Origin of the sequence: Paraburkholderia rhynchosiae, from assembly GCF_002879865.1 — a bacterium.
Taxonomy (GTDB): domain Bacteria; phylum Pseudomonadota; class Gammaproteobacteria; order Burkholderiales; family Burkholderiaceae; genus Paraburkholderia; species Paraburkholderia rhynchosiae.
Map to the genome: position 1 here is coordinate 201,785 of NZ_PNXY01000012.1, position 24,505 is coordinate 226,289.

Annotated in this window: 24 protein-coding genes and 2 pseudogenes; 13 read left to right on the top strand and 13 right to left on the bottom strand. The window is 63.4% G+C overall.

Going from position 1 to position 24,505, the window contains the following annotated elements:
* Positions 1 to 161 precede the first annotated feature (161 nt).
* Genes C0Z16_RS18645 through C0Z16_RS18655 form a run of 3 tightly spaced genes read right to left on the bottom strand, consistent with a single transcriptional unit; the run spans position 162 to position 2,409 of the window.
* Positions 162 to 842 (bottom strand): methyltransferase family protein, encoded by a 681-nt coding sequence (locus tag C0Z16_RS18645; RefSeq protein WP_102633585.1) that lies wholly within the window; start codon positions 840 to 842, stop codon positions 162 to 164.
* Between the two features lie 11 nt (positions 843 to 853).
* Positions 854 to 1,690, bottom strand: coding sequence for an arylamine N-acetyltransferase family protein (locus C0Z16_RS18650; RefSeq protein WP_102633630.1), 837 nt, complete (start codon positions 1,688 to 1,690; stop codon positions 854 to 856).
* A gap of 29 nt (positions 1,691 to 1,719) precedes the next feature.
* The gene (locus tag C0Z16_RS18655; RefSeq protein ID WP_102633586.1) at positions 1,720 to 2,409 is read right to left on the bottom strand and encodes a hypothetical protein; all 690 of its coding nucleotides are present in this window, start codon (positions 2,407 to 2,409) and stop codon (positions 1,720 to 1,722) included.
* A gap of 264 nt (positions 2,410 to 2,673) precedes the next feature.
* Here C0Z16_RS18655 and C0Z16_RS18665 point away from each other — a divergent pair, with 264 nt between their 5' ends.
* Positions 2,674 to 4,224 (top strand): carbohydrate porin, encoded by a 1,551-nt coding sequence (locus C0Z16_RS18665; RefSeq protein ID WP_102633588.1) that lies wholly within the window; start codon positions 2,674 to 2,676, stop codon positions 4,222 to 4,224.
* A 45-nt stretch (positions 4,225 to 4,269) separates the two neighbouring features.
* Here C0Z16_RS18665 and C0Z16_RS18670 read toward each other — a convergent pair whose 3' ends face one another.
* Complete coding sequence (locus tag C0Z16_RS18670) at positions 4,270 to 5,157, bottom strand: LysR family transcriptional regulator (RefSeq protein ID WP_102633589.1); 888 nt, start codon at positions 5,155 to 5,157, stop codon at positions 4,270 to 4,272.
* A 102-nt stretch (positions 5,158 to 5,259) separates the two neighbouring features.
* Here C0Z16_RS18670 and C0Z16_RS18675 point away from each other — a divergent pair, with 102 nt between their 5' ends.
* Positions 5,260 to 6,192 (top strand): DMT family transporter, encoded by a 933-nt coding sequence (locus C0Z16_RS18675; RefSeq protein WP_102633590.1) that lies wholly within the window; start codon positions 5,260 to 5,262, stop codon positions 6,190 to 6,192.
* Positions 6,193 to 6,274: 82 nt separating this feature from the next.
* Here C0Z16_RS18675 and C0Z16_RS18680 read toward each other — a convergent pair whose 3' ends face one another.
* The 3 genes and pseudogenes from C0Z16_RS18680 to C0Z16_RS18690 all read right to left on the bottom strand — a co-directional run.
* A complete protein-coding gene (locus C0Z16_RS18680; protein ID WP_102633591.1) occupies positions 6,275 to 6,526 on the bottom strand; it encodes a Txe/YoeB family addiction module toxin in 252 nt (83 codons plus the stop codon).
* 10 nt (positions 6,527 to 6,536) lie between these two features.
* Positions 6,537 to 6,830: a type II toxin-antitoxin system Phd/YefM family antitoxin gene (locus C0Z16_RS18685; RefSeq protein WP_102633592.1), complete on the bottom strand. Its 294-nt coding sequence runs from the start codon at positions 6,828 to 6,830 to the stop codon at positions 6,537 to 6,539.
* A gap of 301 nt (positions 6,831 to 7,131) precedes the next feature.
* Positions 7,132 to 7,299: pseudogene (locus tag C0Z16_RS18690) on the bottom strand (MFS transporter); the annotation flags it as partial.
* Positions 7,300 to 7,412: 113 nt separating this feature from the next.
* On the opposite strand from C0Z16_RS18690, the gene C0Z16_RS18695 reads away from it, so the two are divergent.
* From C0Z16_RS18695 to mdcH, 8 genes are all read left to right on the top strand, one after another.
* Entirely contained in the window at positions 7,413 to 8,189 is a 777-nt protein-coding gene (locus C0Z16_RS18695; protein WP_102633593.1) for a GntR family transcriptional regulator, read from the top strand.
* Between the two features lie 4 nt (positions 8,190 to 8,193).
* The gene (mdcA, locus tag C0Z16_RS18700; RefSeq protein ID WP_102633594.1) at positions 8,194 to 9,855 is read left to right on the top strand and encodes a malonate decarboxylase subunit alpha; all 1,662 of its coding nucleotides are present in this window, start codon (positions 8,194 to 8,196) and stop codon (positions 9,853 to 9,855) included.
* Between the two features lie 303 nt (positions 9,856 to 10,158).
* Positions 10,159 to 11,088 carry a triphosphoribosyl-dephospho-CoA synthase gene (locus tag C0Z16_RS18710; RefSeq protein WP_102633596.1) on the top strand — a complete coding sequence of 310 codons (930 nt, stop codon included), beginning with the start codon at positions 10,159 to 10,161 and terminating at the stop codon, positions 11,086 to 11,088.
* A complete protein-coding gene (locus tag C0Z16_RS18715) occupies positions 11,076 to 11,390 on the top strand; it encodes a malonate decarboxylase subunit delta (RefSeq protein ID WP_102633597.1) in 315 nt (104 codons plus the stop codon). Before C0Z16_RS18710 ends, C0Z16_RS18715 begins: the two co-directional genes overlap by 13 nt.
* Positions 11,387 to 12,274 carry a biotin-independent malonate decarboxylase subunit beta gene (locus C0Z16_RS18720; protein ID WP_102633598.1) on the top strand — a complete coding sequence of 296 codons (888 nt, stop codon included), beginning with the start codon at positions 11,387 to 11,389 and terminating at the stop codon, positions 12,272 to 12,274. The genes C0Z16_RS18715 and C0Z16_RS18720 overlap by 4 nt, the downstream gene beginning before the upstream one ends.
* A complete protein-coding gene (mdcE, locus tag C0Z16_RS18725) occupies positions 12,271 to 13,086 on the top strand; it encodes a biotin-independent malonate decarboxylase subunit gamma (protein ID WP_102633599.1) in 816 nt (271 codons plus the stop codon). Before C0Z16_RS18720 ends, mdcE begins: the two co-directional genes overlap by 4 nt.
* Positions 13,086 to 13,793, top strand: a complete 708-nt coding sequence (locus C0Z16_RS18730; protein ID WP_102633600.1) for a malonate decarboxylase holo-ACP synthase — start codon at positions 13,086 to 13,088, stop codon at positions 13,791 to 13,793. The genes mdcE and C0Z16_RS18730 overlap by 1 nt, the downstream gene beginning before the upstream one ends.
* The gene (gene mdcH, locus C0Z16_RS18735; RefSeq protein ID WP_102633601.1) at positions 13,793 to 14,725 is read left to right on the top strand and encodes a malonate decarboxylase subunit epsilon; all 933 of its coding nucleotides are present in this window, start codon (positions 13,793 to 13,795) and stop codon (positions 14,723 to 14,725) included. The genes C0Z16_RS18730 and mdcH overlap by 1 nt, the downstream gene beginning before the upstream one ends.
* Positions 14,726 to 14,755: 30 nt before the next feature.
* Here the strand turns inward: mdcH and C0Z16_RS18740 are convergent, their stop codons facing one another.
* Positions 14,756 to 15,694, bottom strand: coding sequence for a LysR family transcriptional regulator (locus C0Z16_RS18740; RefSeq protein WP_102633602.1), 939 nt, complete (start codon positions 15,692 to 15,694; stop codon positions 14,756 to 14,758).
* A gap of 177 nt (positions 15,695 to 15,871) precedes the next feature.
* On the opposite strand from C0Z16_RS18740, the gene C0Z16_RS18745 reads away from it, so the two are divergent.
* Both C0Z16_RS18745 and C0Z16_RS18750 read left to right on the top strand, forming a co-directional pair.
* Complete coding sequence (locus tag C0Z16_RS18745) at positions 15,872 to 16,651, top strand: putative hydro-lyase (protein ID WP_102633631.1); 780 nt, start codon at positions 15,872 to 15,874, stop codon at positions 16,649 to 16,651.
* Positions 16,652 to 16,719: 68 nt separating this feature from the next.
* Complete coding sequence (locus C0Z16_RS18750; RefSeq protein ID WP_102633603.1) at positions 16,720 to 18,030, top strand: MFS transporter; 1,311 nt, start codon at positions 16,720 to 16,722, stop codon at positions 18,028 to 18,030.
* A gap of 83 nt (positions 18,031 to 18,113) precedes the next feature.
* On the opposite strand, the gene yjfF is transcribed toward C0Z16_RS18750, so the two are convergent.
* The 5 genes from yjfF to C0Z16_RS18775 form a co-directional block, all read right to left on the bottom strand.
* The gene (gene yjfF / locus C0Z16_RS18755) at positions 18,114 to 19,211 is read right to left on the bottom strand and encodes a galactofuranose ABC transporter, permease protein YjfF (protein ID WP_102633604.1); all 1,098 of its coding nucleotides are present in this window, start codon (positions 19,209 to 19,211) and stop codon (positions 18,114 to 18,116) included.
* Positions 19,208 to 20,251 carry an ABC transporter permease gene (locus C0Z16_RS18760; RefSeq protein ID WP_102633605.1) on the bottom strand — a complete coding sequence of 348 codons (1,044 nt, stop codon included), beginning with the start codon at positions 20,249 to 20,251 and terminating at the stop codon, positions 19,208 to 19,210. The genes yjfF and C0Z16_RS18760 overlap by 4 nt, the downstream gene beginning before the upstream one ends.
* Positions 20,248 to 21,867 (bottom strand): sugar ABC transporter ATP-binding protein, encoded by a 1,620-nt coding sequence (locus tag C0Z16_RS18765; RefSeq protein WP_102633606.1) that lies wholly within the window; start codon positions 21,865 to 21,867, stop codon positions 20,248 to 20,250. Before C0Z16_RS18765 ends, C0Z16_RS18760 begins: the two co-directional genes overlap by 4 nt.
* Positions 21,868 to 22,100: 233 nt before the next feature.
* Positions 22,101 to 23,087 (bottom strand): ABC transporter substrate-binding protein, encoded by a 987-nt coding sequence (locus C0Z16_RS18770; RefSeq protein ID WP_102633607.1) that lies wholly within the window; start codon positions 23,085 to 23,087, stop codon positions 22,101 to 22,103.
* Positions 23,088 to 23,377: 290 nt separating this feature from the next.
* Positions 23,378 to 23,977: an alpha-ketoglutarate-dependent dioxygenase AlkB family protein gene (locus tag C0Z16_RS18775; RefSeq protein WP_102633608.1), complete on the bottom strand. Its 600-nt coding sequence runs from the start codon at positions 23,975 to 23,977 to the stop codon at positions 23,378 to 23,380.
* Between the two features lie 268 nt (positions 23,978 to 24,245).
* Between C0Z16_RS18775 and C0Z16_RS18780 the strand changes: the two are divergent.
* Positions 24,246 to 24,356 (top strand): annotated as a pseudogene (locus C0Z16_RS18780) (malonic semialdehyde reductase); the annotation flags it as partial.
* Positions 24,357 to 24,505 lie beyond the last annotated feature (149 nt).

Below are 24,505 nucleotides of genomic sequence, written 5' to 3' on the forward strand. Positions count from 1 at the left end.
TAAGCCCCTAGATAATTCGACAGGACGGGCCTTCCACGGCCCCTTTTGGAACGAGCGTGCGCGTGCATGGCCGCAGACCGGACGCGCCGGACTGGCGCGTTTTGTCTAGACAGGTTGACGCGTGAGCCGTGAAGGGGCGCATCGACCGCGACCGCGCGCCTTTACCAGATGAACGGAATGAAGCGAAAGCGCACGCGCGCCATGTAGTTCGTATAGCCGTCGAGCTGCGCAGCGAGCAGGCGCTCTTCGCGCACCGCGCGCCATCCGAGTCCGATCACCATGACCGGGACAAACGCGAGACCCCACCACGAACTGAGCAGCAAAGGCGTGCCCAGGAAGAAGAGCAACGCGGCCGCATACATCGGATGACGCACACGCGCGTAAGGGCCGCTGTCGATCACCTTATGGCCGCGGCTTGCCTGAATCTTCACGACCGGCGCCGCATAACTATTGGCCCGGAACACGAAGCGGCACATGAAGATGCAAAGGAACACGCAAAGCGAACCCAGGCTCACCAGCGCGACGGGCAGCGGCGCCGACCAGTGAAAGCGCATGGCGTCGAGCCCCATCGCGATCAGCCAGCCGCACCACACGAGCGCGACGCCCATCATGAAGAGCCGGTCCCAGCGGCTTTGCTGGTTCTGCACGAACGGCGCAAGACGCTCGGCAAGCAAGCCGGGATCATGATGCGCGAGCCACACGCCGATCCATAAGCTCAACCCGCCCAACTCGATCAGATACCACCAGGCGGCCGGCCACGCGAGCGTGCCGGCCGCGCCGAACAGCAGCACGCCCATGCTCGCGAGCCATAGCACTGTCTGCACGACGAGGCGCGCGATCATGGCCGTTCGGCTTAGGCGGAATCCGCTTGCGTACGCACGCGGTTGAATATGTCCGCTATGTCGATGTCGCCGGTGTCCAGGCCGAAGCGGTCGCGCAGACAGGCCGCGAGTTCTTCTGCGCTCGTGAGACGCTGCTCGCGGATGATGGCGCCGTCCCCTGCGCGTTCGTTCAATTGAACGTTGAGCAGCGTGAGCCGCGCTTCCGGCAACACGCGGCACACAATCAGATTGTTCGCGAAGATCGCCTCTGGCGACGTCGACGTATACCAGTTCGATGTTTCGTAATCGATCCACTCGACCGGGTGCAGATCGAAACGGTAGACACGCGACCAGGTTTGATCGCGCGCCTGCACTTCGAGATTCAGAGCGTTGTGCGATGCGTCCGCGAGACGGAAGGTGCCGAGGTCCGTGTGTTGCGCGAGACCGGGAGCGAGGCGCAGCGGCGAAGTCAACGTGACACTGCCGAGGCCCACATCTGCGATCCATGCTTCGTTGTCGATGTCGATGCGCAACACCATGTGAGTACGCGGCGGAATCGCGTCCGGCTCGCGCCCCCACAACACTCGTCCGAGCAACGGCGTTACGTTGAAGCCCAACTCCTTCAACACATTCGCGAGCAGCGCGTTCTGCTCGAAGCAGTAGCCGCCCCGGTGATCGTCGACGAGTTTTCTTTCGACGGATTCAAGGTCGAGCTTCACCGCGCGGCGCGTCAGCGGATTCAGATTTTCGAACGGAATGGCTCGCGGATGCAACCGGTGGATTGCGTAAAGCACGTCGAGCGTCGGCGCGCGTGGGCCGGTATAGCCAATGCGCTTGAAGTAGTTGTCCAGATTCAGTCTGTGTGACATCGGCATGGTCCTGTATGGTTCTCTTCCTGTTACTGCCCGCCTCCGAGTGCAGACTTCGCGATCGACGGCACGCTGATACCGTGGCTCGATGCAAACTGTACCGCGGAACTGAGCGTGGACATCAGCGATTGCAACTGCCCCGGCGCCGATTGCGCGATATACGACGCGCTTTGCGCCGTCTGCGGATTCATGCCGGCCTGCAACAGCGAAGACGGATTCATCTGCCCGATGCTGCCGAGTCCCGACTGCAGACTCGAATACTGACTCACACCCTTGCCGAGCGACGCAAGGCCGTCGGTGAACGCCTGCTTGTTGACCGGTGCTTGCGACGCGCCGCTTGCGCCACTTGCGCGGCTCGCGAATGCCTGCGTCAGCGTTTGCGACAGCGACTGCTGCGTGCTGCCCACTTGCGTCAACTGACTGACGGACGGCGTGCCGCCGCTCAGCAAACCGGCCGCCTGTTGCGCCTGGCCGGCGGCGCTGCTCAATCCCATCGCCGATGCGAGGCTCGACTGACCGCTCAGCACTTGCTGATTCGCGCCCACGTAAGTTTGCAGCAACTGTGACAGGCCACCCGACGACGCCGCGCCGCCAGCATCCGCCGAACTGTCTCCGCCGCCGATGCCGAACTGCTTCAGATTCAACTGTGCGTTGGAGACGCCGCTCGTGAACAGGCCGGCGCTCGCCAGCAACGAAATCAAAAGGACGCGCTTGTTCATTTGTAACTCCTGGTAAGGTAGTGCTGAAACTCGTGCGGTTCGACAAGCGGCATTCGCACGCGTTCGCAGCGGTTCTGCAATTCCTCGGTTCGCCGCCATATTTTGCCGCGAATCGTTCTCAGCTCGTTGACGCACCTATCGTGCGTCGGTACGATCACGCCCACCCCGCAGTCCTCGCGAACCGATGCCCGCAGCCGTCAGGTTAAACAGCCATTTAACGCCGTGAAGCGCGGAGCAGTGCATGCAACATTAACAAGGCTTTCGATGAAGTTCGCCCCCATCTTCCAGCGCGCCTCGCCTGCATGTTTCTGCCGCGGCTTTGCGCTGGTCACAAGCTCCGCGGTTCAATGCTCGCGCTTGTCGTCGATGCGCCGCGCGGCGCTATATTCGGCGCTCGCGTGGGCTTGCGTATCAGGCGCGGCAATGGCTGAGGCCAATACCGATACCGCACGCGAAGCGACCGAAGCCACCAGCGCTGCTGAAGCAACCGGCGCCGACGCGAGCAAGGCGGCGGCCAGCGAGGCCGGCTTCTGGGAGCGGCCGCAGATGCTCGGTGACATGGGCGGTCTGCGCCCCTGGCTCGGCAAATACGGCGTGACGTTCGCACTCACGGAAACGAGCGAACTGCTCGGCAATCTGCGCGGCGGTCTCGCTCGCGGCGTCGCGTACGACGGCGTGACGACCGCGACCGTGCAACTGGATACCGAAAAGGCGTTCGGCTTGCCCGGCGGCCAGTTCAACGTGAGCGCACTGCAGATTCACGGCCGCAATCTCAGCAGCGACAAACTCGGCACGCTGAATACGGCAAGCGGCATTGAAGCCGATGACACCACCCGCTTGTGGGAGTTGTGGTACCAGCAGTCGTTCCTGAACAAACGCGTCGACGTGAAGATCGGTCAGCAGAGCATCGACCAGGAGTTCATCAGCAGCACGTACTCGGCGCTCGTCATCAACACGATGTTCGGCTGGCCCGCGCTGCCCTCGTACGATATGCCGTCCGGCGGGCCGGCGTATCCGCTGTCGGCACTCGGCGTGCGCGTGCGCGGTCAGATCACGCCTTCACTGACGGCGCTCGCGGGTGTGTTCGACGGCGATCCGCTCGGCAACACTCCGAATAACAGAAGCGGCACTAACTTCAACCTGCATAACGGCACGCTATTCATCGGCGAGTTGCAGTATGCGATCAATCAGCCGGCCGATGGCGACGTGGCCGGCGCGGGCAGCGCGAGCCGCGGCGGCTTGCCGGGCACTTACAAGATCGGCCTCTGGTATAACAACGGCAGCTTCGCGGACCCGCGCTACGACAACAATGGTGTGTCACTCGCGAGTCCTGCGTCCACCGGCGTCGCGGCGAACCATCGCGGCGACTACAGTTTCTACGCGGTGGCTGACCAGATGATCTGGCGTCCGAACCCTGACGAAGCCCGCAGCCTGGGCGTGTTCGCCCGCGTGATGGGCGCGCCGGGCGACCGCAATCTGGTGAGCCTCGCGGCCAACCTCGGCATCGTGCTGAAAGCGCCGTTCGCGGGCCGCGACAACGACAGCGCGGGCCTGGCGCTCACCTACATCAAGGTCGGCAGCCACACATGCGGAATCGATCAGGATAACCAGGCATTCAGCGGCGGTCCCTACGGCGTGCGCACCAGCGAAACCGCGCTCGAAGCGACCTACCAGTACCAGGTCAACCCGTGGTGGATCCTTCAAGCGGACGCGCAATATACGTTCAACGCGGGCGCCGGCCAGAACCCCAACGATCCGACCAAGCCGCTGCGCAATACGTTTGTTGTCGGCGTGCGGACCAACATCACGTTCTGATGTCATTCGCGATGCGATTGCACGGGTGAACGGCGTTTCGCCAAATCACGACGCAGCCGCCGACCCGCGCGGCTGCCCGCGCAGCGACAGATCCTGCACCATCTGCGCGGCCAGATAGTCGCAAGTCGGCCGGTCCGATTTCGCGCTGCGCGCCACCACGATTTCCAGCGGCTCGATGTTCGGCAAGCCTTGCGCTTCGCCAAGAATGGCAAGCCGCGGCGGCACGCTGCAACGCGTGAGCGCCACCACCGACAACCCCGCGTCCACCGTTGCGACGAGGCCCATCAGGCTCGCGCTGCTGAACGCCGCTCGATAGCGAATCCGCGCGCCGTCCAACGCGGCGAGCGTATGCTGGCGCGCCACGCAGCCGGGCTCGTACAGCCCGACTGGCAATGGCGACGCCGCCAGCACCGGCGTATCGATGGAAGCGCCTACCCATACCATCGGCTCGCTGCGCACGAATTCGCCGCGCAATTTGCGGTCGCGCGTGACGAAGGCGAGATCGATCTTGTTGTCGGCCAGCATCGGCGCGAGCGACGTGCTCTGCGCGCAGACGATCTCGATTTCGACGTGCGGATACAGATTCGAAAACCGCCGCAACACGGGTGACAACAACGACGACACATAATCGTCCGGAGCGCCGAGCACCACGCGCCCGGTCACTTCGGGCCGCACGATTGCGGACCACGCCTCCTCATGCAACGCGAGCACACGCCGCGCATATTCAAGCAGCGTATTGCCCGGCCGCGTGAGCGACAGATTGCGCGTGTTACGCGCGAACAGCGTGGTGCCCAGCATGGTTTCCAGCCGCTTGATCTGCATACTGACAGCCGCCTGCGAGCGATGCACGCTCGCCGATGCCTTGGTGAAACTGCCTGTGTCCACTACCGCAACAAAAGTGCGCAGCAGATCGACGTCGAATTCCGGGTGCATGACTTATCAATCCGGCTTATGGAATTTCTCAATTTAATTCGTTTGTGCGTGCCGTGCAACCCGCGCAATACTTGAGACATCACTTTGCGGAGACCGTCTGGTATGTCCCTCACCCAACGTCAACATGGCGCCATCACGCTGGCCAGCGGCGGGCTTCTGATGGGCACGCTAGGAATCTTCGTCGAGGAAGCGCGGCTCGGGGCGCTGACACTGGTGTTCTTTCGCTGCCTGTTCGGCTTTCTCTCCCTGGCCGCGTACTGTGCGTGGAAAGGCTTCTTCACCCGCGCGCACTTCACGCGCCGCACACTCGTGCTGGCGTTGATCTCCGGCGTACTGATGGTCACGCAATGGGTCGGTTTTTTCGATGCGATCCATCGCACCAGCATTGCGGTCGCGACCGTCGTGTTCCATGTGCAGCCGTTCTGGGTCGTGCTGATCGGCGCGGCGCTTTTCAACGAGCGGCTCGGCGCGGACCGGCTCGGCTGGATTGCGACCGCCTTCGCGGGGCTCGTGCTCGCGTCGGGCGTGGCGGCCACGGAAAATCTGCAAGGCCATACCAGTTATCTGATCGGGATCGGTGAAGCGTTGGTGGGATCGGTGCTGTATGCAAGCGTCACGTTGATCGCCAAGGGACTCGGCAATTTGCGGCCGCATCTGTTGACGCTCGCGCAATGCGCAGTGGGCGTGGTGTGTCTGCCGTTGATCGCGCCGCTCATCGCGCCGTTTAACGCCATTCACATCGGACCCATGCAGTGGTTCTGGATCGTCGGCATGGGCGTGTTTCACACGGGACTCTCGTATGTGCTGATCTATGGCGCGTTGCCGAAGCTCACTACACCGATCATCGCCGTGCTCCTATTCGTTTATCCGCTCACCGCCATCGCCGTCGATGCAATCGTGTACGGCCGCGCGCTCTCGTTGCCCCAACTCGCGGGCATGGCGCTGATCGTGATTGCGAGTCTTGGCGTCAATCTGGGCTGGCCGCTCTTTTCATTGCTGCTTCCCGGCGGCCGGACGAGGCGTCACGCCGAGTGAATTGCGGCGGCGGGCTTGATCGCGCTGAGCAGCAAACCGGCGCTTGAACAGCGCCGTGTTTCTGATGATCGCCTGGGGTCACTCACTGGTCGTAGTGAAAGCGGCAGGCAATCACATAGACCTTTCCGCCCCTCGGCAAATACACGAGGCGATCCGCATGCGTGATGCGGCGCGACCAGAAGCCGCTCAAGCTGCCGACCAGCGGCTCCGGTTTTCCGGTGCCGGTGAACGGATCGCGCCGGCACTCCTCCAGCAATGTATTGATCTTGCGGACGACCTTGCGGTCGGTTTCCTGCCAATACACGTAGTCGTCCCAGGCGTCGTCGGTGAACATAAAAATACTGTCAGCCTTTGCGGCCGCCTCGTTGCGGCTTTTCTGATGGTTCATCGGTCAGCAGTTCGCGCGCAGCCGCACCGCCGGCATTCAATTGGGCGATGGATCGGGCGAGCCGCTGTGCATTCTTCGACGAGCTCAACAGATACAAGGTCTCCTGCATCGCGTTGAAATCTTCGAGCGAAACCATGACTACATTTTCGCCGCTCTGTCTGGTGATGAGCATCGGCGTGTGGTCGCGGCAGACGTCGTCCATCGCTTGCTTAAAGCCGGCACGCGCCTCGCTGTAAGTAAGGACGTTCATGGGTTATCCGGCCTGTGAGGTCGCCCTCGGCCGCTCCTGTCGAAAGTTAGAGACGCTTCCGCCGCATGCGAAACCTGCTGGATTACCTGCTCGGCGGGGCTGCCAGTTAAACCGTGGCGCAGATGCGAGGCCTGAAACACGGCCTGAACAAGACCAAAGGCACGGCTTCTGAGCCACAGCGATCATTGTACAGATCGCTGTACGCAACAGCCAACCACGAAAACGGAGGAATGCGTCATCTAACGGATAGGAAGGATGCCTGCCCGCAACCGCGCGCGCCAGTCAGCCAAACGGCCAATCCCTACTGCGGCGGCGCTTCGCCGTTGGTCTTCGGCGCGAACGGTATCACGAACAGGCCGGCAGAAGAGGCAAGCGCCGTCAGTGCAACCGGCAGGCCAAGCGTGTGCATGTGAAGAACCGCCGCGCCGAGCAGAAAGTTCACGCCCGCGCCGATGAACCGTCCGAAAGACAAGCCCGCGATTTACGAGCGATCCAACCGCGTCGGACGCCGCGCGGCCGATGTCGGAACTTCCGGGTTTGCCCGTCTGTAAATAGCGCATTTTTATATACAATATTTTAATCATGAACGACGCAACCGACGGTTTTCCCTTGGACGCTTCGGCGCGCGGCCCCCTTCTTCAGACGGCGCCGGCGCGCGAGAGCACATCCCGGGTGATCGCTGAAGGGCTGCGTGAGGCAATCATTGACGGCACTTTGGCGCCCGGCGCGCCGCTGCGCCAGGACGCGATCGCGCGGCATTTCTCGGTCAGCGCGATCCCGGTACGCGAGGCTTTGCGCCTGCTGGAAACCGAAGGCTGGGCGAAGGTCACGGTGCACAAAGGCGCGACGGTCGCGCCTTTGTCGGCGGATGAAGCGCGAGAAATCTACGAGATCCGTTCGGCACTGGAAAGTCTCGCCATCGGGCTCGCGATTCCCAAACACACCCCCGCCACGCTGCGCGAATGCGCCGCGCTGTGCCGCGCCGCCGAGCGCGAGTCCGACCCGTCGCTGTACGTCGCGCGCAATGCCACGTTTCACATGAGCCTCTATGCACCGGCCGCGCGTGCTCAGTTGGAAGATTCGATCCGCGTGCTGCATCGGCGCGGCGAACGGTATTTGCGCCTGAAGCTCGGCTTGCCGTCGTACAAAGGGGAGTCCGACAATGAGCACAGCAAGTTGCTCGACGCCGTGCAACGCCGCGACGTGCCTGCTGCTCAAGCGCTCGTCGTCGCGCATCTGCTCGGCACGGGCGACCTGCTGCACCGTTTCCTGACCGAACGCGCGCGGGCGGAAGCCGCGCTCGCGAACCGACCCAAGCCGCGCGGCAGACCTCGCGCATCATCACCGGGAGTGGATTGAGCCGATGAACCGACCCGCCGAAGCGTCATCCGCCGCGCGTTCGTGGACCACGCGCCGCGACGAAAAGAATCGCCGCATGGCGGCCATCGCGCCGTGGCTGGAGGACGGCGTGCTGCCGGCAAACCGCATCGTCGATGCACTCGAAACGCTGATCCAGCCAGGCGACCGTGTCGCCCTCGAAGGCGACAACCAGAAGCAGGCCGACTTCCTGTCGCGCTCGCTCTCGAAGGTTGATCCGCAGAAACTCCACGACGTGCATCTGCTGATATCGAGCATCAGCCGGCCGGAGCATCTGACGCTGTTCGAGCGCGGCATCGCGCACAAAGTGGATTTGTCGTTCGCCGGGCCGCAGAGCTTGCGCGTCGCGCAATTGCTCGAAGACGGGCAACTGGAAATCGGCGCGATCTATACGTACGTCGAACTCTATGCGCGCATGTTCGTGGACCTGACGCCGCATGTCGCGCTGCTCTGCGCGGAAAACGCCGACCGTCACGGCAATCTCTACACCGGTCCGAATACCGAAGACACGCCGACCATCGCGGAGGCTGCCGCGTTCCGTCATGGCATCGTGATCGTGCAGGTCAATGAGATTGTCGATGAACTGCCGCGTGTCGACATTCCCGGCTCGTGGGTCGACGTCGTCGTGCAGGCGGACCGGCCGTTCGCCGTCGAGCCGCTTTTCACGCGCGATCCGCGGCATATCGGCGACCTGCAGGTGCTCACTGCGATGATGGTGATACGCGGCATCTACGCGCCGTATGGCGTGAGCTCGCTCAATCACGGCATCGGCTTCGACACCGCGGCGATCGAGTTGCTGCTGCCAACCTATGGCGAATCGCTCGGCCTGAAGGGCAAGATTTGCCGCAACTGGACGCTTAATCCACATCCCACGATGATTCCGGCCATCGAGTCGGGCTGGGTCGACAGCATTCATTGCTTCGGTAGCGAAGTCGGCATGGAGGCGTATATCGAGGCGCGTCCCGATGTGTTCTTCACCGGCAACGACGGCACGCTGCGCTCGAATCGCGTGCTGTGCCAACTGGCCGGGCAATACGGCGTCGACCTGTTCATCGGCTCCACGTTGCAGATCGACGCGGACGCCAATTCATCCACCGTGACGCGCGGACGTCTCGCCGGTTTCGGCGGTGCGCCGAACATGGGCCACGATCCGCGCGGCCGGCGTCATTCGAGCGAAGCGTGGCTCAAGCTGCTGAAGGACCAGGGGCCTGTGTCGCGCGGTCAGAAGCTCGTCGTGCAACTGGCGGAGACGTACAAGAAAGGCGGCGAGCCGACTTTCGTCGATGAACTCGATGCCGTCGCGGTGGGCGCGAAAAACGGCATGCCGGTCGCGCCCGTCATGATCTATGGCGACGACGTGAGCCATGTCGTCACCGAGGAAGGCATCGCGCACTTGCACAAGGCCGAAGGCATCGACGAACGGCGCGCCGCGATTGCCGCCGTGGCCGGCGTGACGCCGATCGGCTTGCGCGCGAAGCCGCAGAAGACAGCGGAGTTGCGCCGGCGTGGGATTGTCGCCTATCCGGAGGATCTCGGCATTCGACGCGGTGAAGCGAAGCGTTCGCTGCTGGCGGCACGCAGCATCGACGATCTCGTGACGTGGTCAGGCGGTTTGTATGCGCCGCCGGCGCGATTCAGGAGCTGGTGATGAAGGCGGCGGCGGTCTTAGCGAAGCGTGCGGGTCTTCAGCCGCGCATCACCTGCAAGTTCAGGAGCTGGTGATGAGGGCGGCGGCGGTCTTAGCGAAGCGTGCGGGGTCGTCAGCCGCGCATCACCTGCAAGTTCAGGAGCTGGTGATGAGGGCGGCGGCTGTCTTACCGAAGCGTGCGGGGTCTTCAGCCGCGCATCACCTGCAAGTTCAGGAGTTGGTGATGAGGGCGGCGGCTGTCTTACCGAAGCGTGCGGGGTCTTCAGCCGCGCATCTCACCTGCAAGTTCAGGAGTTGGTGACCATGGCGCCTGCCGTTTTGCTCAAGCATGTGGAGTCGTCAACCGCTCCCACCAACAACCCCAAGCGCAATCTGCCGACCGACGCGCAATTGGCCCATTACGCCGTCACCGCGCTAATCGAGGAAGCCGAGCTCACACCCAAGCCCGCGCTGGTGGACCGGCGCGGCAGTGGCGCGCATCGCGATCTCGACCTCAAGATCATGCTGCGCTCTGCGCGCACGCTCGAGCCGGCTTTCGCGGCGCTCGCGCGCGCCGCGCGCCGCCGCGGCAAACCGTCCGCGCTGTTGCGCACGGAACTCGCGCAGATAGGCCGCGCCGGCGAGCGGGAGATGCTGCGCGCCACAGGCGGCAGCAACGCGCATCGCGGTGCGATCTGGATTGTCGGGCTGCTGGTCGCGGGCGCGTCGATATCCGATGCCGCGACTCGGCTCAACGCATCGGCCATCTGCTGGCGCGCGGCACAAATCGCCTGCTTCCCTGACCGCTTCGCGGCTCCGACCGACAGTCACGGGGAGCGCGCGCGGCAGCGCTATCACGTCGGCGGCGCGCGACGCGAGGCGCAAGAAGGCTTTCCGCATGTGATCGAAACCGGCCTGCCCGCGCTGATCGCAGCGCGTGAGCGCGGCATCGCCGAAGAGGCCGCGCGCGTCGACGCCCTGCTCTCGATCATGGCCTCGCTCGACGACACCTGTCTGCTGCATCGCGCGGGTCTGCCTGGCTTGCATGCCGGTCAGCACGGCGCGCGGCGCGTGCTTCAAGCTGGCGGGAGTTCGACACGCGAGGGCCGTAACGCGCTCGCCGCGCTCGAACGCGAACTGCTGTCGCTCAACGCCTCGCCCGGCGGCGCAGCCGATCTGCTCGCCGCCACCCTCTTTCTCGACATGCTGACGCGTCACGACGCCGGCGGGAGCCCAGTCACATGGAACATCTGACCTTCGACTATCCGGCGCAACGCGCCGTCACGACTCGCGCGCATGTCGGCGTGGTGGGTTCGGGCGATCTGGAAGTGCTGCTCGCGCCCGCCGATAACGCGAACGGCATGACCGCGCATGTCGTCGTGCGCACCAGCGTCGATGGCTACAGCCACATCTGGAAAAGCGTGCTTGACCGCTTTTTCACCCGCTACGACGGCGCCGCGCAAATCGAAATCAACGACTTCGGCGCGACGCCAGGCGTGGTTGCCTTGCGGCTTGCTGAAGCCGTGGAAGCCGCCGAACAGGGAGACGACGCATGAGCACGCTCGCAACCACGCATGCAACGCCGATGCTGCACGACAGCTTCATCGAATTGCCCGCGCGCGAACGCGCCCGCTCGCTGCTGGATGCGGGTACCTTCCGCGAATTGCTCGGCCCGTTCGACAAGCTCGAGTCGCCGTGGCTGCCGCTGCAAGGCGTCGTGTGCCAGGCGGATGACGGCTGTGTGATCGCGCGCGGCACGATCGACGGCGAACCCGCCGTGATAGCCGCGATCGAGTCCGCGTTCCAGGGCGGCAGCATCGGCGAAGTGTCGGGCAGCAAGATCGCCGCGGCGCTCGAACTGGCGCTGCGCGATTGCGAACGCGGCAAGCGCGTGCGCCCCGTCGTGCTGTTCGAAACCGGCGGCGTGCGTCTTCAGGAAGCCAACCTGGGCCTTGCCGTGATCGCCGAAATTCAGGCGGCCATCGTCGCGCTGCGTCGGCATGTGCCGGTGGTAGGCGTAATCGCGGGGATGGTCGGCTGCTTCGGTGGCATGTCGCTCGCAGCGGCGCTGTGCTCGTACTTGATTGTGACTAAGCAGGGACGGCTCGGCATGAACGGGCCCGAGGTAATCGAACAGGAAGCGGGCATCGACGAACTCGACGCAAGCGACCGGCGTCGCGTGTGGCAACTGATCGGCGGCGAGCAGCGTGTGGCGACGGCGCTTGCCGATCAACTCGTCGACGACGATGCGCAGGCCATGCGCGCCGCCGTGCATGCCGCGTTTCTTCAGGGCGTGCCGGCCGCGCATCGAAGCGAACAGGTCGACACGTTTCTACAGCGGCTAGCGCAAATCGACCCGGCCAGCGTCACGCCGGAAACCATGCGCGACGTCTACAAGGCCCAGCCCACAGAAAACGCACCGCGCAAGGAGCAAGCATGAGCGACACGCAACTCAGCCGCGGCGCGCGCTGGTTTCACGCGCTCGCCGGCGAATCCCGCAGCGCGGCGCCGGTGTGGCGCGGCGACGCGCTGCTCGGCGGCGAGACCGCCCGCTTTATCGCCGTCGTGCCCGATCCCGACAACCGCTTTCCGCGCGCGACCGATAACGTGGTCGGTCTCGAACAAGGCTGGCAACTCGCGCGAGCCGTGCGCGAGGTAATGGCTGAGGACGCGGCAAGCGGCACGCGCCGGCCGGTCGTCGCGATTGTCGATGTGAAGAGCCAGGCCTACGGCTATCGCGAAGAGATGCTCGGCATTCATCTCGCGTGCGCCGCCGCGGTCGACGCCTATGCGTCGGCTCGCGACGCGGGCCATCCGGTGATCGCGCTAATCGTCGGACCGGCGATGTCGGGCGCGTTCCTCGCGCACGGCTATCAGGCCAATCGCATCGTCGCGCTCGACGCACCCGGCACGATGGTTCATGCAATGGGCAAAGAAGCCGCCGCCCGAGTCACGCGCCGCACGGTCGAAGCACTCGACGCGCTTGGCGAAACCATCGTGCCGATGTCTTACTCAATGGCATCATTCGCGAAGCTTGGCCTGCTCGATCAACTGATCGAAGGCATTGATGCCGACGCGCCGGAGGCCGCGCAAATCGAGCGCGTGCGGCAGGTGTTGTGCGAACAGATTCGCAGTGCGCGCACGGATAACCGCACTCTGTTGCACCGGCTCGAATCGGCGGCGGCACAGAAGACCCGCGCGGCGTCGATTGAAGTGCGGCGGCGTCTCGCTCAACAATGGGATGCCCTGTGATGACGGTCCGCGCCCCCCCGCCTTTCGCAAAAGGGTCCGCTATGTCGTGCGCTGTGGCATGCGATGCGCGCTTGCGGCCGCACGACTTGCTGCGCTTGCGGCACCTGCCTGCATTCGACGGCGAACCGGCGTGGGTCCGCGACGCTTTCGAGCGCGCGCCCTATGCAGTCGTGCGACGTGCGCTCGCCGCCGAAGGCTTCGTCGCAATTGGCATGCGCGGCGCGCAGCGGTCGCAGCGGTATGGCACCTGGGTGACATCAACGGACATTCTTGAAGCTGTTTCGCCGGAAGCTTTGGCGCGGGGAGAACCGCTTGCCGGGCGCGGCACTTTGCCTGCTTTCGCCGCGCTCGCCGCATTGCAGCGGGATGCAACGAATCCTTTGCACGGACTCGTGTGGGGTCCAACCGGCAGCGCAGGTTTCGAACTGGCCACGCAGCTAACCGCAGTGACCGAGTCAAGCGATCTCGATCTATTGATTCGGACACCAGATCGATTTTCACGCGAGTCCGCTGCGGGCTTGCTGAACCTTTTGCAAACGCTCGCGCGGCAAACCGGTATTCGCGTCGACGCACAGCTTGAAACACCTGCAGGCGGCGTCGCGCTGGCCGAGTGGGCCGCGGGCAAAGCGCGCGTGATGGCGCGCCAGGCAAGCGGCCCGCAACTGATTGCCGATCCGTGGGCCGCCGCTCACGTCGCCGACACCTGATGCTCGCGCTGATCTTCCCAGGCCAGGGCGCGCAGACCGACGGCTTCCTGCATCGCTTGCCGTCCCATCCCGCCGTGCATGCCACGCTCGACGAGGCATCCAGCGTACTCGGCGTCGATGTGCTCGCGCTCGATACGCCAGACGCATTACGCTCGACGGTTGCCGTGCAGACCGGCTTGACCGTTGCGGGCGTGGCCATTGCCCGCGCGCTCGCCGATGAGCGACTGGTGCCGGACATGAGCGCGGGTTTATCGGTGGGTGCCTATCCGGCGGCGGTGAGCTGCGGCGCGCTCGCCTTCGACGACGCGTTGAAAATGGTTCGCCGCCGCGCCGAACTGATGGAAGCCGCTTATCCATCGGGCTACGGTCTCGCGGCGGTGTCGGGTTTAACGGAGCACGAACTCGCGACGCTCGCCGCCCAGCATGCGAACCAAAGCCAACCGCCCGTCTATATCGGCAATGTGAATGCGCCGCGCCAGATCGTGATGGCGGGCGCGAATGCCGCGCTCGACAGCTTTATTGCGCGCGCGCTGGCCGCGGGCGCGCGCAAGGCGACGCGCCTTGCGGTGAGCGTGCCTTCGCATTGCGAATTGCTCGCGCACGCCACCGGCGAACTTGTGGCCTATGCCCGTTCGATCCCGTTTCATGCGCCGCAAAGCATCTATGTCGGCAATCGCGGTGGCCGGCCTTTATACACTGCGGACGCGATTCGCGAAGACCTCGCGACCAACATGCGCTACACCGTGCGCTGGTTCGACGCGCTCACCGTGATGCAGGAAATGGGCGCGCGCGTGTCGATTGAAGCGCCACCGGGCCAGGTGTTGACGGACATTGCGCGTGAGCATTATCCGGACATGGCCGCGCTCGCAGCCAGCGCACTTCCATTCGACCGGCTCACGGCAACGGCGCGGCGGCGTCTCGACACCGCATGAGTGAACTGGGCTTGATCTCTAGCGCTTCATCTAACGCTTCTCGATCAACTGCCGTCCCATTGCTTTGGCATATTGATCGCAAGCATTGCGCGCGACGCGTGCGGCCGCGAGCACGCCGACGTCCGCGTCATCGCGGTAATACATCGCCACGTTGATGGCTGGCGGCAGCGGACGCACCTGCAACTGGCCCAACTCCCCACTCTCCAGATACGGCTCGACGAACAACGCGGGCACGGCTGCAATCCCATAGCCGTCGCGCAACAGCTTGACGATCACCGCCACCGACGGCATGCACGTCACTTGCGCATCGGCGAGCGGTACGCCAGCGCGCCTTGCCAGCGTTTGCACGATAGCCTCAACGGCGATTTGCGGCGCGGTGCCGCGGCCGAACGTGAGCACCGGCTTGCTCAACAGCATGCCAACATGCTTCGCGCGACTCGCGGGAATCAGATCGCTGCGCGCGATCCAGCGCACCGGATAACTCGCGAGCAGCGCTGAAACAATCGACGCCTCCTGGTCCCCCGCTTCTTCCACCTGAATCACGAGATCGAGTTCGCCCGCGCGCAGCCGCGGTCCGAGCACCGCGCTTGAATCGACGGTGAGGTCCACGACGATGCGGTGGTACTCCACGTTCAGCATGCGAATGTAGTCCGGCAACCAGCTATGCACGACCGTTTCGATCACACCAAGCCGCAGCCTCGTGGCCAACTGCGTGTCGTCCTGCGCGGCCAGTTGCAGTGAGCGCGTGGCCTGCACCACCGACCGGGCATGCGTGAGCAGGCGCTCGCCGTGTGCCGTTAGCTTGAAGTCGGGCGCATCGCGCTCGATCAATTCGACGCCAAGCTCCGACTCGAGCGTCTTGATGCGCAGCGAAATCGCGGCGGGCGTTGCGTGCATCGCCGCCGCGGTCGCGCGAAAACTGCCGAGCCGGGCGAGCGTCAGAAATGTTTCGACGAAGCGCGTATTCATTACATGAGGTCTCGCAGCAGCAGTTGAAGATGCACGATCATCGCCGGTAAACGGCTCGCGCCGCCGTTAAGTTTAATTTAACGAAGGGCAAGAAAAACTCGCTGGATGGATATTTTTGACGTTACTAATCTGGAACGCATCGTCAGGTCCAGTATCGTCAACGGAGTCGAGCAGTTCATGTCCTATACGCCATCCGAGTTTCGTCAGCAGATACGCAGCGGCCGCTTGTCCGGTCCCACCGCGGGTTACTGCGGCGACTATGCGCAAGCCAATCTGGCCGTCCTTCCGCAGCAATACGCGGGCGATTTCCTGCGTTTTTGCACGCTCAATCCGAAGGCGTGCCCGTTGCTTGGCATTGGCGAACCGGGCGACTGGCGCGTGCCGTCGCTTGGCGCCGATCTCGACATTCGCAGCGACGTCCCTGCGTTTTACGTGTACCGCCAAGGCGAACGCGCCGAGGAAGTCCGCAACCTCAACGAACTCTGGCGCGACGATCTCGTGGTGTTCGCAATCGGCTGCTCGTTTTCATTCGAGGAAATGCTGCGGCGCGAAGGCATCGGCCTGCGCCATATCGAACAGCAGGTCAATGTGCCGATGTACCGCACGCATGAACGCAATGTGCCCGCCGGCGTATTCGGCGGCAACCGCGTCGTTTCTATGCGGCCGATGAAAGCCGCCGACGCGATCCGCGCGATTCAGATCACGAGCCGCTTCCCCGCGGTGCATGGCGCGCCGGTGCATATCGGCGATCCGTCGTTAATCGGCATTCGCGATCTCGCGCGGCCGGATTTCGGCGATGCGGTCGAAGTGCGCCGCGACGAGCTGCCGGTGTTCTGGGCTTGCGGCGTCACACCGCAAGCCGCGATTGAAAGCGCGCGCTTGCCGTTCGCAATCGCGCACAAGCCGGGACACATGCTCGTCACCGACATTCCCAACACTACGCTCGCAGTCATCTAGCCGCGGCGCAATTTCATCCACGAGCCGCGCGGCAAGACGCGGCCCATCACGACGACCGGAGTTCAAGCATGGAAACCGAAGCGCAGTTGCCCACAGACGCCGAACGCTATGACCCGTCCGACACGTCCGACGCAAGCAAAGGCCCATTCGCGTGGTATCGGCAAATCTCCGCCGCCGAGAAGCGCGCGTTCTGGAGTTGCAAGATCGGCTACGTGCTCGATGCAATGGACACGCAATTCCTGAGCTTCGTGATTCCGACGCTGATCGCGACATGGGGCATCACGCGCGGCGATGCGGGGCTGATCGGCACCGTCACGCTGCTGAGTTCGGCGGTCGGTGGCTGGGCGGCGGGCGTGCTGTCCGATCGCGTCGGCCGCGTGAAGACCTTGCAGATTACGATTCTCTGGTTCGCGATTTTTACGCTCGCGTGTGCACTGGCGCAGAATTTTTCGCAACTGCTGTGGGCGCGCGGGCTGATGGGTTTGGGCTTCGGCGGCGAATGGACGGCGGGCGCGGTGCTGATCGGCGAAGTGATTCGCGCGCGCGATCGCGGCAAGGCGGTGGGCCTCGTACAGGCCGGATGGGCGATCGGCTGGGGCGTGTCGACGCTGCTCTTCATGGCCGTGTTCTCGCTCGTTCCCGCCGATTACGCGTGGCGCGTGCTGTTCGCCATCGGCATTGCGCCGGCGCCGTTCGTGATCTGGATTCGCCGCTTCGTCGAAGAACCCGAGGTGCATCGGCGGCAGAAGGAAGCGCAGGATGCGGGCGAGGCGCGTCCTTCGCTGCTCGACATTTTCCGCGGCGACATCGTATGGACGACGTTGCGCGCATCCGTTCTTGCGACGGGCGTGCAAGGCGGCTACTACGCGGTGACCACGTGGCTGCCAACGTATCTGAAGACGGAGCGGCACTTGAGCGTGATCGGCACAGGCAGCTATCTTTGCGTGGTGATCGTGGGATCGTATTGCGGCTATCTGACGGGCGCGTATGTCAGCGACCGCATCGGACGCAAGCGCGCGTTCATCGCGTTTGCGCTGGCCTCATGCGCGATTGCGTCGATCTACACGCAGCTTCCGCTCGATAACCTGTCGATGCTGATGCTCGGCTTCCCGCTCGGCTTCTGCGCGTCAGGCATTTTCTCGGGCATGGGCGCGTTTTTGACCGAACTGTTTCCGACGCGCATTCGCGGTTCCGGCCAAGGGTTCTGCTACAACTTCGGACGAGCCATCGGCGCGACGTTCCCGTTCCTGATCGGCTACGTGTCGCAAACGATGACGCTCGGCCACGCAATCGGCGCGTTCGCCGCGGCGGCGTACGGCATCGTGATTCTCGCGGCGCTCACGCTGCCCGAAACCAGGGGACGCGCGCTGAGCGAGTAAGCCCACGTGGGCCGGGCTGCACGGGCTGGACGCGCGCGCCGGGCCACACGCTCAGGCCGCTGCACGCTCAGGCCGCTGCTCGCTTAAGCCTGTTCGGGCGCACGCCCTATCACATGCGAGTCCGATGCGGTCGAAGGCTCTGCATGCCCGCGCTCGCGTCCCGATGTCACGACCGCGCCGGTACCGCCAGGGCGCCGTGCCGATTTCGCATGCCGCTCGATCAGCCGTTGCAGCAGGCAGAAAGCACACAGCAACGCGCCGATCACAATGCGGGTCCACCACGAACTGAGCGTGCCGTCGAAAGTAATCAACGTCTGGATGGTGCCGAGAATGCCGACGCCGAACAGCGAGCCGACGACATAGCCTACGCCGCCCGTCAACAAGGTTCCGCCGATCACGGTCGCGGCGATGGCGTCGAGTTCCATGCCCTGCCCTTGCAAGCCGTAGCCCGACAGCACGTAGAACGTGAAGACCGCGCCGCCAAGCGCCGAGCAGAAGCCGCTCAGTGCATAGACGCCAATGCGCGTGTGCGCGACCGGCAAACCCATCAGCAACGCCGAACGTGCATTGCCGCCAACCGCATACACGTTGCGGCCAAAACGCGTGAAGTGCGCGACGTAAATTGCGCCCAGCAAGGCGACGAATGCGATCAGCACGTTCGCGGTAACCGAACCGACGCCGATGTCCAGCCGGAATGCCGAGATGGCCTGGAAGGTCGGATCGGTGATCGTGATGGACTGCGTGGTGATCAGGAAGCACAAGCCGCGCGCGAAGAACATGCCGGCCAGTGTCACGATAAACGGTTGCAAGCGGAAAAAGTGAATGAGCGCGCCCTGCACAGCGCCGAATACTGTGCCCATCAGCAGAACGATCGGCACGATGACCCACACTGAAAAATGCAGGTGTTCAGAAAGCACCGCCTCGACGATGGTGGTGAGCGCGACCACGGAACCGACCGACAGATCGATTCCGCCGGACACGATCACGAACGTCATGCCGATCGCGACGATCAGCAGGAAGGCGTTGTCGACCAGCAGATCGAGCAGCACTTGCCACGAGAAAAAGCCGGTGTACATCACCGAGCCGAAACCGAACAGCGCGCAGAACAGCAGGATCGTGACCGCGATGGGCAGCGTGCGCGGATCGACGACATGAGCCCACGCTTCGAAAAGTCGTCTCATCGCGCCACCCCGCGTTGCTTAACGATCTGCATGCCGAACGATATCGCGAGCGCACGCGCGGCCGGCGACTGGATCACGCTTACGGCGAGCACCACCGCTGCCTTCACGACGAGCGTCGCTTCCGGCGGTACGCCGATCGAATACGTCGTGTAGGTCAGCGTCTGAATGATCAGCGCGCCGAGCACCGTGCCTGCGAGACTGAAGCGGCCGCCGAGCAGCGATGTGCCACCGAGCGTCACGGCGAGAATCGCGTCGAGTTCGAGCAGCAGGCCGGCGTTGTTGCCGTCGGCGCTGCGCACGTTCGAACTGATGAGAATGCCGGCCATCGCCGCGGTCAATCCCGAGAATCCGTACACCGCGAAAACGAGCGCTTTGGAGCGCAAGCCGACGAGGCGGGTCGCGACTGGATTGACGCCAATCGCGCGAATGAAGAGACCAAGCGCGGTGCCTTCGATGAGCGCGGCAGTGGCCAGCACGGCAAGCGTCGCGATCCACACCGAACACGGCACACCGAGCCAATATCCGCCGCCGACGAACAGATAGCCGGGCGCACCGATTGGAATGATTTGCCCCGCCGTCAGCAGTTGCGCGATGCCGCGGCCCGCGACCATGAGGATCAAAGTGGCGATGATCGGCTGCATGCCGACAAAGGACACAAGCAAGCCGTTCCACATGCCGCTCAGCACGCCCACGATCAACGCCGCCAGCAACGCTTGAGCGACGAGGCCGCCGGTCGGCACGGGCTGCGTCGCAAGAATCGTCGCCGCTGCTGCACCGGCGATTGCGACCACGGCGCCGACCGAAATGTCGATGCCGCGCGTCGCGATGACGAGCGTCATGCCGGTCGCGACGAGAACCAGCGGCGCGGCGCGATTCAGCACGTCAATCGGCGCGCCGAACAGATGGCCGTCGAGTATGCGCAGCGACAGAAAATGTGGATTCACCCAAAGGTTCAGCGCGCACAACAACGCCAACGTCATGCACGGCCAGATCAACGGACGCTCGACGCCGTCGCGCGCGAGCCAGTTCGATAACTTCATTCGCCGCTCCCTGCGATGAGTCGATAGATATTGTCTTCGTTCGACGCCTTGCCCGCGACCTCGGCAATCTTGCGACGGTCGCGTAACACCGCCACACGATGACTGACGCGCAGCACCTCGCTGATCTCCGACGAAATGAACAGAATGCTCAGACCGTTCCCGCACAACGCGAGCAGACGGTCCATGATGTCGAACTTGGCGGCGACATCGATGCCGCGCGTGGGTTCGTCGAGAATCAATAGCTTTGGATCGGTGGCGAGCCAGCGCGCCAGCAGCGCTTTCTGCTGATTACCGCCGGACAGAAGTCCGATAGGCTGTTCGGCGTCCGAGGCCTTGATGCCGAGCCGTTCGATCCATAGATCGGCCAGTTCACGCGCGCGTTGGCGGCTGATCTTGCGCCACCATCCGCGCCTCGCCTGCAAGGCCAGCAGGATGTTCTCGCGAATCGACAGGTCCGCGACAATGCCCTCCTTCTTGCGGTCTTCTGCGCAATAGGCAATGCCGTGGCGCACCGCATCGTGCGGCGATCGCAGCCGCACAGCCTTGCCATCCACGAGCATGGTGCCGCTATCGGCGCGATCGGCACCGAACAGCAGCCGCGCGGTTTCCGTGCGGCCTGAGCCCAACAGGCCGGCGAGCCCGAGTATCTGACCGCGCTGCACGTCGAGATCGATCGGCTGCAACGTGCCCCGCCGGCCGACGCCGCGTAGTTCGATAAACACCGACGCTGCGCGTTCGCTTTGCGAGAGCTCCTCGGGATCGGATGCTTCGTGAGCGGCTTCGCGCAAGCGCGCGCTCATGCGCTCGTGACCGACCATCTTCGAGACGAGCTGGTCGGCGGACAGATCACGCGCAAGGTATTCGCCTTCACGCTCGCCATTGCGCATGACCGTGATGCGGTCCGAAATGGCATACGTCTGCTCGATAAAGTGCGTGACGAACAAAATCGCAATGCCAGATTGCTTAAGATGCCGAAGTATTTTGAAGAGCTGCGCGACTTCGCTGTCGTCGAGGCTCGAGGTGGGCTCGTCGAGTATCAGCACCCGTGCGTCGACGGAAAGCGCTCTTGCGATCGCCACCATCTGTTGCACTGCAATAGGGTATGCGTCGAGCGATCGCGTGACGTCGAGTGTGATATCGAGGCGTGCCAGCGCGGCTTGAGCGCGGCGTTTGATGTCGGGCCAGTCAATCGCGCCAAAGCGCCTTGGCTGCCTGCCCGCGAAGATATTCTCCGCGACCGACAGGTTCGGGCACAGGTTCACTTCCTGGTAAAGCGTACGCACTCCAGCGGCTTCGGCTTCCTGTGGCGACGCGAACGCCACCACCTCGCCCACGAGACGGATTGTGCCGGCGTCAGGCGCGACCACGCCGGTGAGTACGTTGATCAATGTTGATTTGCCGGCGCCGTTCTGCCCCATCAGCGTGTGAACTTCGCCGGGGAATAGGCGGAAATCGACGCCTTGCAGCGCCTTCACGCCGGGGAATGTCTTGCTGACGCCGGTAGTGGCGAGAATCGGCTCGCGTGCATTCGCGTCGCCGTTGCCGGCAGCGGTGGCTGCAACGGACGCGGTCGTGCTCATGGCCGGCGGATTCGGTTCGGAAGCGGGATGCGTCATAGACCTCGCTCGATCGGCGGTGCGTTGGTGTCTTCTTGCGTCGGTGCGGCAAGCTCCAGCATCTGGTGAAAAGAGACCGTCCGCTGCCCAAGCAATCGGACGGTCAGGCACCGCTGGAGAAACCTTTGCGATCTGTGTTGTTAATGGGCTTGCTTGCGCTGCTGTTTGCCTTGCTGTTGCGTCTTTAGCGCGGCATGCAGTGCTGAATAGCAAGGAAGCCTAAGTATCTTCGTCTAGTACTTTCGCGTCGGCAACGTTTCTGCCGCAACGCTCATCGGGAAGACCGTTTCCTCCGTCAGAATGCGCTTCGGCAAAGGCTTGCCGGCCACGACGTCCTTCACTGCCGACATCAGTTGCGGTCCGAGCAACGGGCTGCATTCGACATCGACATTCATCTTGCCCGCGGCCATGGCCTGGAAGCCGCCCTTGGTGGCGTCGAACGAAACCACGATGACGTCCCTGCCCGGATGCATGCCGGCCTCTTCCATTGCCTGGATTGCGCCGAGTGCCATGTCGTCGTTATGCGCATAAACTACATTTATTTTATTTCCGTAACTCTTTATAAACGCTTCCATGACCTGCTTGCCGCCGGCCAATGTGAAGTCGCCGCTTTGCGACGCAATGATCTTGAACTTCGGATCGCTCTTGATCACTTCGATCAGGCCCGAGTGCCGGTCATTGGCAGGCGCTGAGCCGACCGTTCCCTGCAGTTCAGCGATGTTGATCGGACCTTGCGCGCTTTTGTAGTGATCTGCGAGCCATTTCCCACCGCGCCGTCCTTCTTCGAGGAAGTCGGAGCCGATCATTGTTACGTAGAGCGAGGTGTCCTTGACGTCGATGTTGCGATCCGTGAGGATCACCGGAATCTTCGCGGCCTTGGCCTCACGCAGCACCGGCTCCCAGCCTGACTCAACGACCGGCGAGAAGGCGATCACGTCGACCTTTTGCGCGATGTAGGAGCGGATCGCCTTTATCTGGTTTTCCTGCTTTTGCTGCGCGTCCGAGAACTTGAGCTTGATTTTGGCCTCGGTCGCCGCGGATTTCACCGACTCCGTGTTGGCGGTTCGCCATGCGCTTTCGGCTCCGACCTGCGCGAAGCCCAGCGTGATCTGTTTGTCTTGCGCGTAGGCACCGTGCGTTGCCAGCGTCAGCGTACCGAAACCCGCGCACAGCGCAAGCGCGCCCAACGCACGACATGCAGCGCGTCGTGTATTCGCCATGACTGTCTCCTGATCGTTGTTGTGTAGGCGACCCATCGAATCCGCCGGCCATTGCGGCCTTACGGTGTGTGGATCGTGATGTAGCGTAGTGCGCGGGGCGTTAACAGTCCAATCATATGATTCGCATCCGCAATATCAATTTTGGTATAGGACTCGGGATTGGTGGCGGTGTGATGGGTTCTACGAGCACGAAGGCCGGTATTGTGGCTCGTGATGCGCGCGGTGACGGCCCTTGGTTTCTATGCGTTTACCCTGCTCGTTGCGACCGCTGGCTGCATCCCCGCACGAAATCAGCGTGTCGCGGCGCGCGGCGTGACCCATCTAAACGTCAGGTTGATGCGTTCGCCAGTGACGCGCGGCTCCTTCGGTACCCGATGCCGCCACTCAGCCTGCGTCTTGCCCTTCATCACGAGCAGGCTGCCGCCCTTCAGCGAAAACGACTGCACGACGCCGGTCCTGTTATGCCGAAGGTCGAAACTGCGCGCCGCGCCGAGACTGACCGATGCAATGACCGGGTGCGAGCCCAGTTCGGGCTCGCGGTCGGCATGCCATCCCATACTGTCAGTGCCGCTGCGGTAGCGGTTGAGCAACACGCTGTTGAACCGAGCGTCGCAGGTCGCTTCGGCGGCGGCTTTCAACTTGGCGACGGCGGGCGTCCACGGTTGCGGTAAGTTGCGGATCCCGGAATAGACATACACCGCCTCCGGATCGCCCTGCCAGGCGGTCAGCCGCGGCAGCGCGACGCGGCCGCCGGGCGTGCCGATCGTGTCCTGCCGCCACTCGACTTCGTCGATGAGTTGAGCCAGGAACTGTTCCGCCGTGGCGGGCGCCAGCCATTCGGGATACCAGTCGACGTCGGGCGCCGGGAGGTCATCGAAAAGATCTGTCATAAGATTGTCTGACGCAAGTGCGAGGTGTGCGCGGTGGAACGTTGGCTAGTATGGGGCATACGGTAAGCCGCTCACCTCTGCGGCTTGCGGTTTCATTGCGGTTTCATTGCGGTTTCATTGCGGTTTCATTGCGGTTTCATTGCGGTTTCATTGCGGTTCAATGACGCGTTGATTGGCGCTTTTATTGATGTCCTTATTGGGCTTTTGACGGCGTGGTTGCTGTGGCGTCAATGCGCTTTTCGATTTTTCCCCTCACGGGACCATTACCATGACTTTCTCCGATCAGGCGCTCGACCAACTGTTTCGCCACGCGCGCACGCACAATGCCTGGCAGCCGAAACCCGTTAACGATGCGGCGCTCCAGGAACTTGTCGATATGCGCGGCTCCGCCCGACGTTGGCTGTAGTGGTCAACTAATTTCGGACAGGCAGATAGGTTCTTTTGCTGTCGGTTTCGCCTCGTAAGCGGCGGGCGACAGATAGCCCAGCGTGGAGTGCAACCGCACCGGATTGTAGAAAGCGACTATGT

Bases quoted from the DNA above. Each gene is read 5' to 3' on its own strand.
- C0Z16_RS18685 (WP_102633592.1), bottom strand. From the start codon at position 6,830: ATGAACGTCCTTACTTACAGCGAGGCGCGTGCCGGCTTTAAGCAAGCG.
- C0Z16_RS18645 (WP_102633585.1), bottom strand. From the start codon at position 842: ATGATCGCGCGCCTCGTCGTGCAGACAGTGCTATGGCTCGCGAGCATG.
- C0Z16_RS18740 (WP_102633602.1), bottom strand. From the start codon at position 15,694: ATGAATACGCGCTTCGTCGAAACATTTCTGACGCTCGCCCGGCTCGGC.
- C0Z16_RS18675 (WP_102633590.1), top strand. From the start codon at position 5,260: ATGTCCCTCACCCAACGTCAACATGGCGCCATCACGCTGGCCAGCGGC.
- C0Z16_RS18730 (WP_102633600.1), top strand. From the start codon at position 13,086: ATGACGGTCCGCGCCCCCCCGCCTTTCGCAAAAGGGTCCGCTATGTCG.
- C0Z16_RS18720 (WP_102633598.1), top strand. From the start codon at position 11,387: ATGAGCACGCTCGCAACCACGCATGCAACGCCGATGCTGCACGACAGC.
- C0Z16_RS18665 (WP_102633588.1), top strand. From the start codon at position 2,674: ATGAAGTTCGCCCCCATCTTCCAGCGCGCCTCGCCTGCATGTTTCTGC.
- C0Z16_RS18650 (WP_102633630.1), bottom strand. From the start codon at position 1,690: ATGTCACACAGACTGAATCTGGACAACTACTTCAAGCGCATTGGCTAT.
- mdcA (WP_102633594.1), top strand. From the start codon at position 8,194: ATGAACCGACCCGCCGAAGCGTCATCCGCCGCGCGTTCGTGGACCACG.
- C0Z16_RS18715 (WP_102633597.1), top strand. From the start codon at position 11,076: ATGGAACATCTGACCTTCGACTATCCGGCGCAACGCGCCGTCACGACT.
- C0Z16_RS18750 (WP_102633603.1), top strand. From the start codon at position 16,720: ATGGAAACCGAAGCGCAGTTGCCCACAGACGCCGAACGCTATGACCCG.
- C0Z16_RS18710 (WP_102633596.1), top strand. From the start codon at position 10,159: ATGGCGCCTGCCGTTTTGCTCAAGCATGTGGAGTCGTCAACCGCTCCC.
- mdcE (WP_102633599.1), top strand. From the start codon at position 12,271: ATGAGCGACACGCAACTCAGCCGCGGCGCGCGCTGGTTTCACGCGCTC.
- C0Z16_RS18745 (WP_102633631.1), top strand. From the start codon at position 15,872: ATGTCCTATACGCCATCCGAGTTTCGTCAGCAGATACGCAGCGGCCGC.
- C0Z16_RS18680 (WP_102633591.1), bottom strand. From the start codon at position 6,526: ATGTTCACCGACGACGCCTGGGACGACTACGTGTATTGGCAGGAAACC.
- mdcH (WP_102633601.1), top strand. From the start codon at position 13,793: ATGCTCGCGCTGATCTTCCCAGGCCAGGGCGCGCAGACCGACGGCTTC.
- C0Z16_RS18670 (WP_102633589.1), bottom strand. From the start codon at position 5,157: ATGCACCCGGAATTCGACGTCGATCTGCTGCGCACTTTTGTTGCGGTA.
- C0Z16_RS18760 (WP_102633605.1), bottom strand. From the start codon at position 20,251: ATGAAGTTATCGAACTGGCTCGCGCGCGACGGCGTCGAGCGTCCGTTG.
- C0Z16_RS18770 (WP_102633607.1), bottom strand. From the start codon at position 23,087: ATGGCGAATACACGACGCGCTGCATGTCGTGCGTTGGGCGCGCTTGCG.
- C0Z16_RS18695 (WP_102633593.1), top strand. From the start codon at position 7,413: ATGAACGACGCAACCGACGGTTTTCCCTTGGACGCTTCGGCGCGCGGC.
- yjfF (WP_102633604.1), bottom strand. From the start codon at position 19,211: ATGAGACGACTTTTCGAAGCGTGGGCTCATGTCGTCGATCCGCGCACG.
- C0Z16_RS18765 (WP_102633606.1), bottom strand. From the start codon at position 21,867: ATGACGCATCCCGCTTCCGAACCGAATCCGCCGGCCATGAGCACGACC.
- C0Z16_RS18775 (WP_102633608.1), bottom strand. From the start codon at position 23,977: ATGACAGATCTTTTCGATGACCTCCCGGCGCCCGACGTCGACTGGTAT.
- C0Z16_RS18655 (WP_102633586.1), bottom strand. From the start codon at position 2,409: ATGAACAAGCGCGTCCTTTTGATTTCGTTGCTGGCGAGCGCCGGCCTG.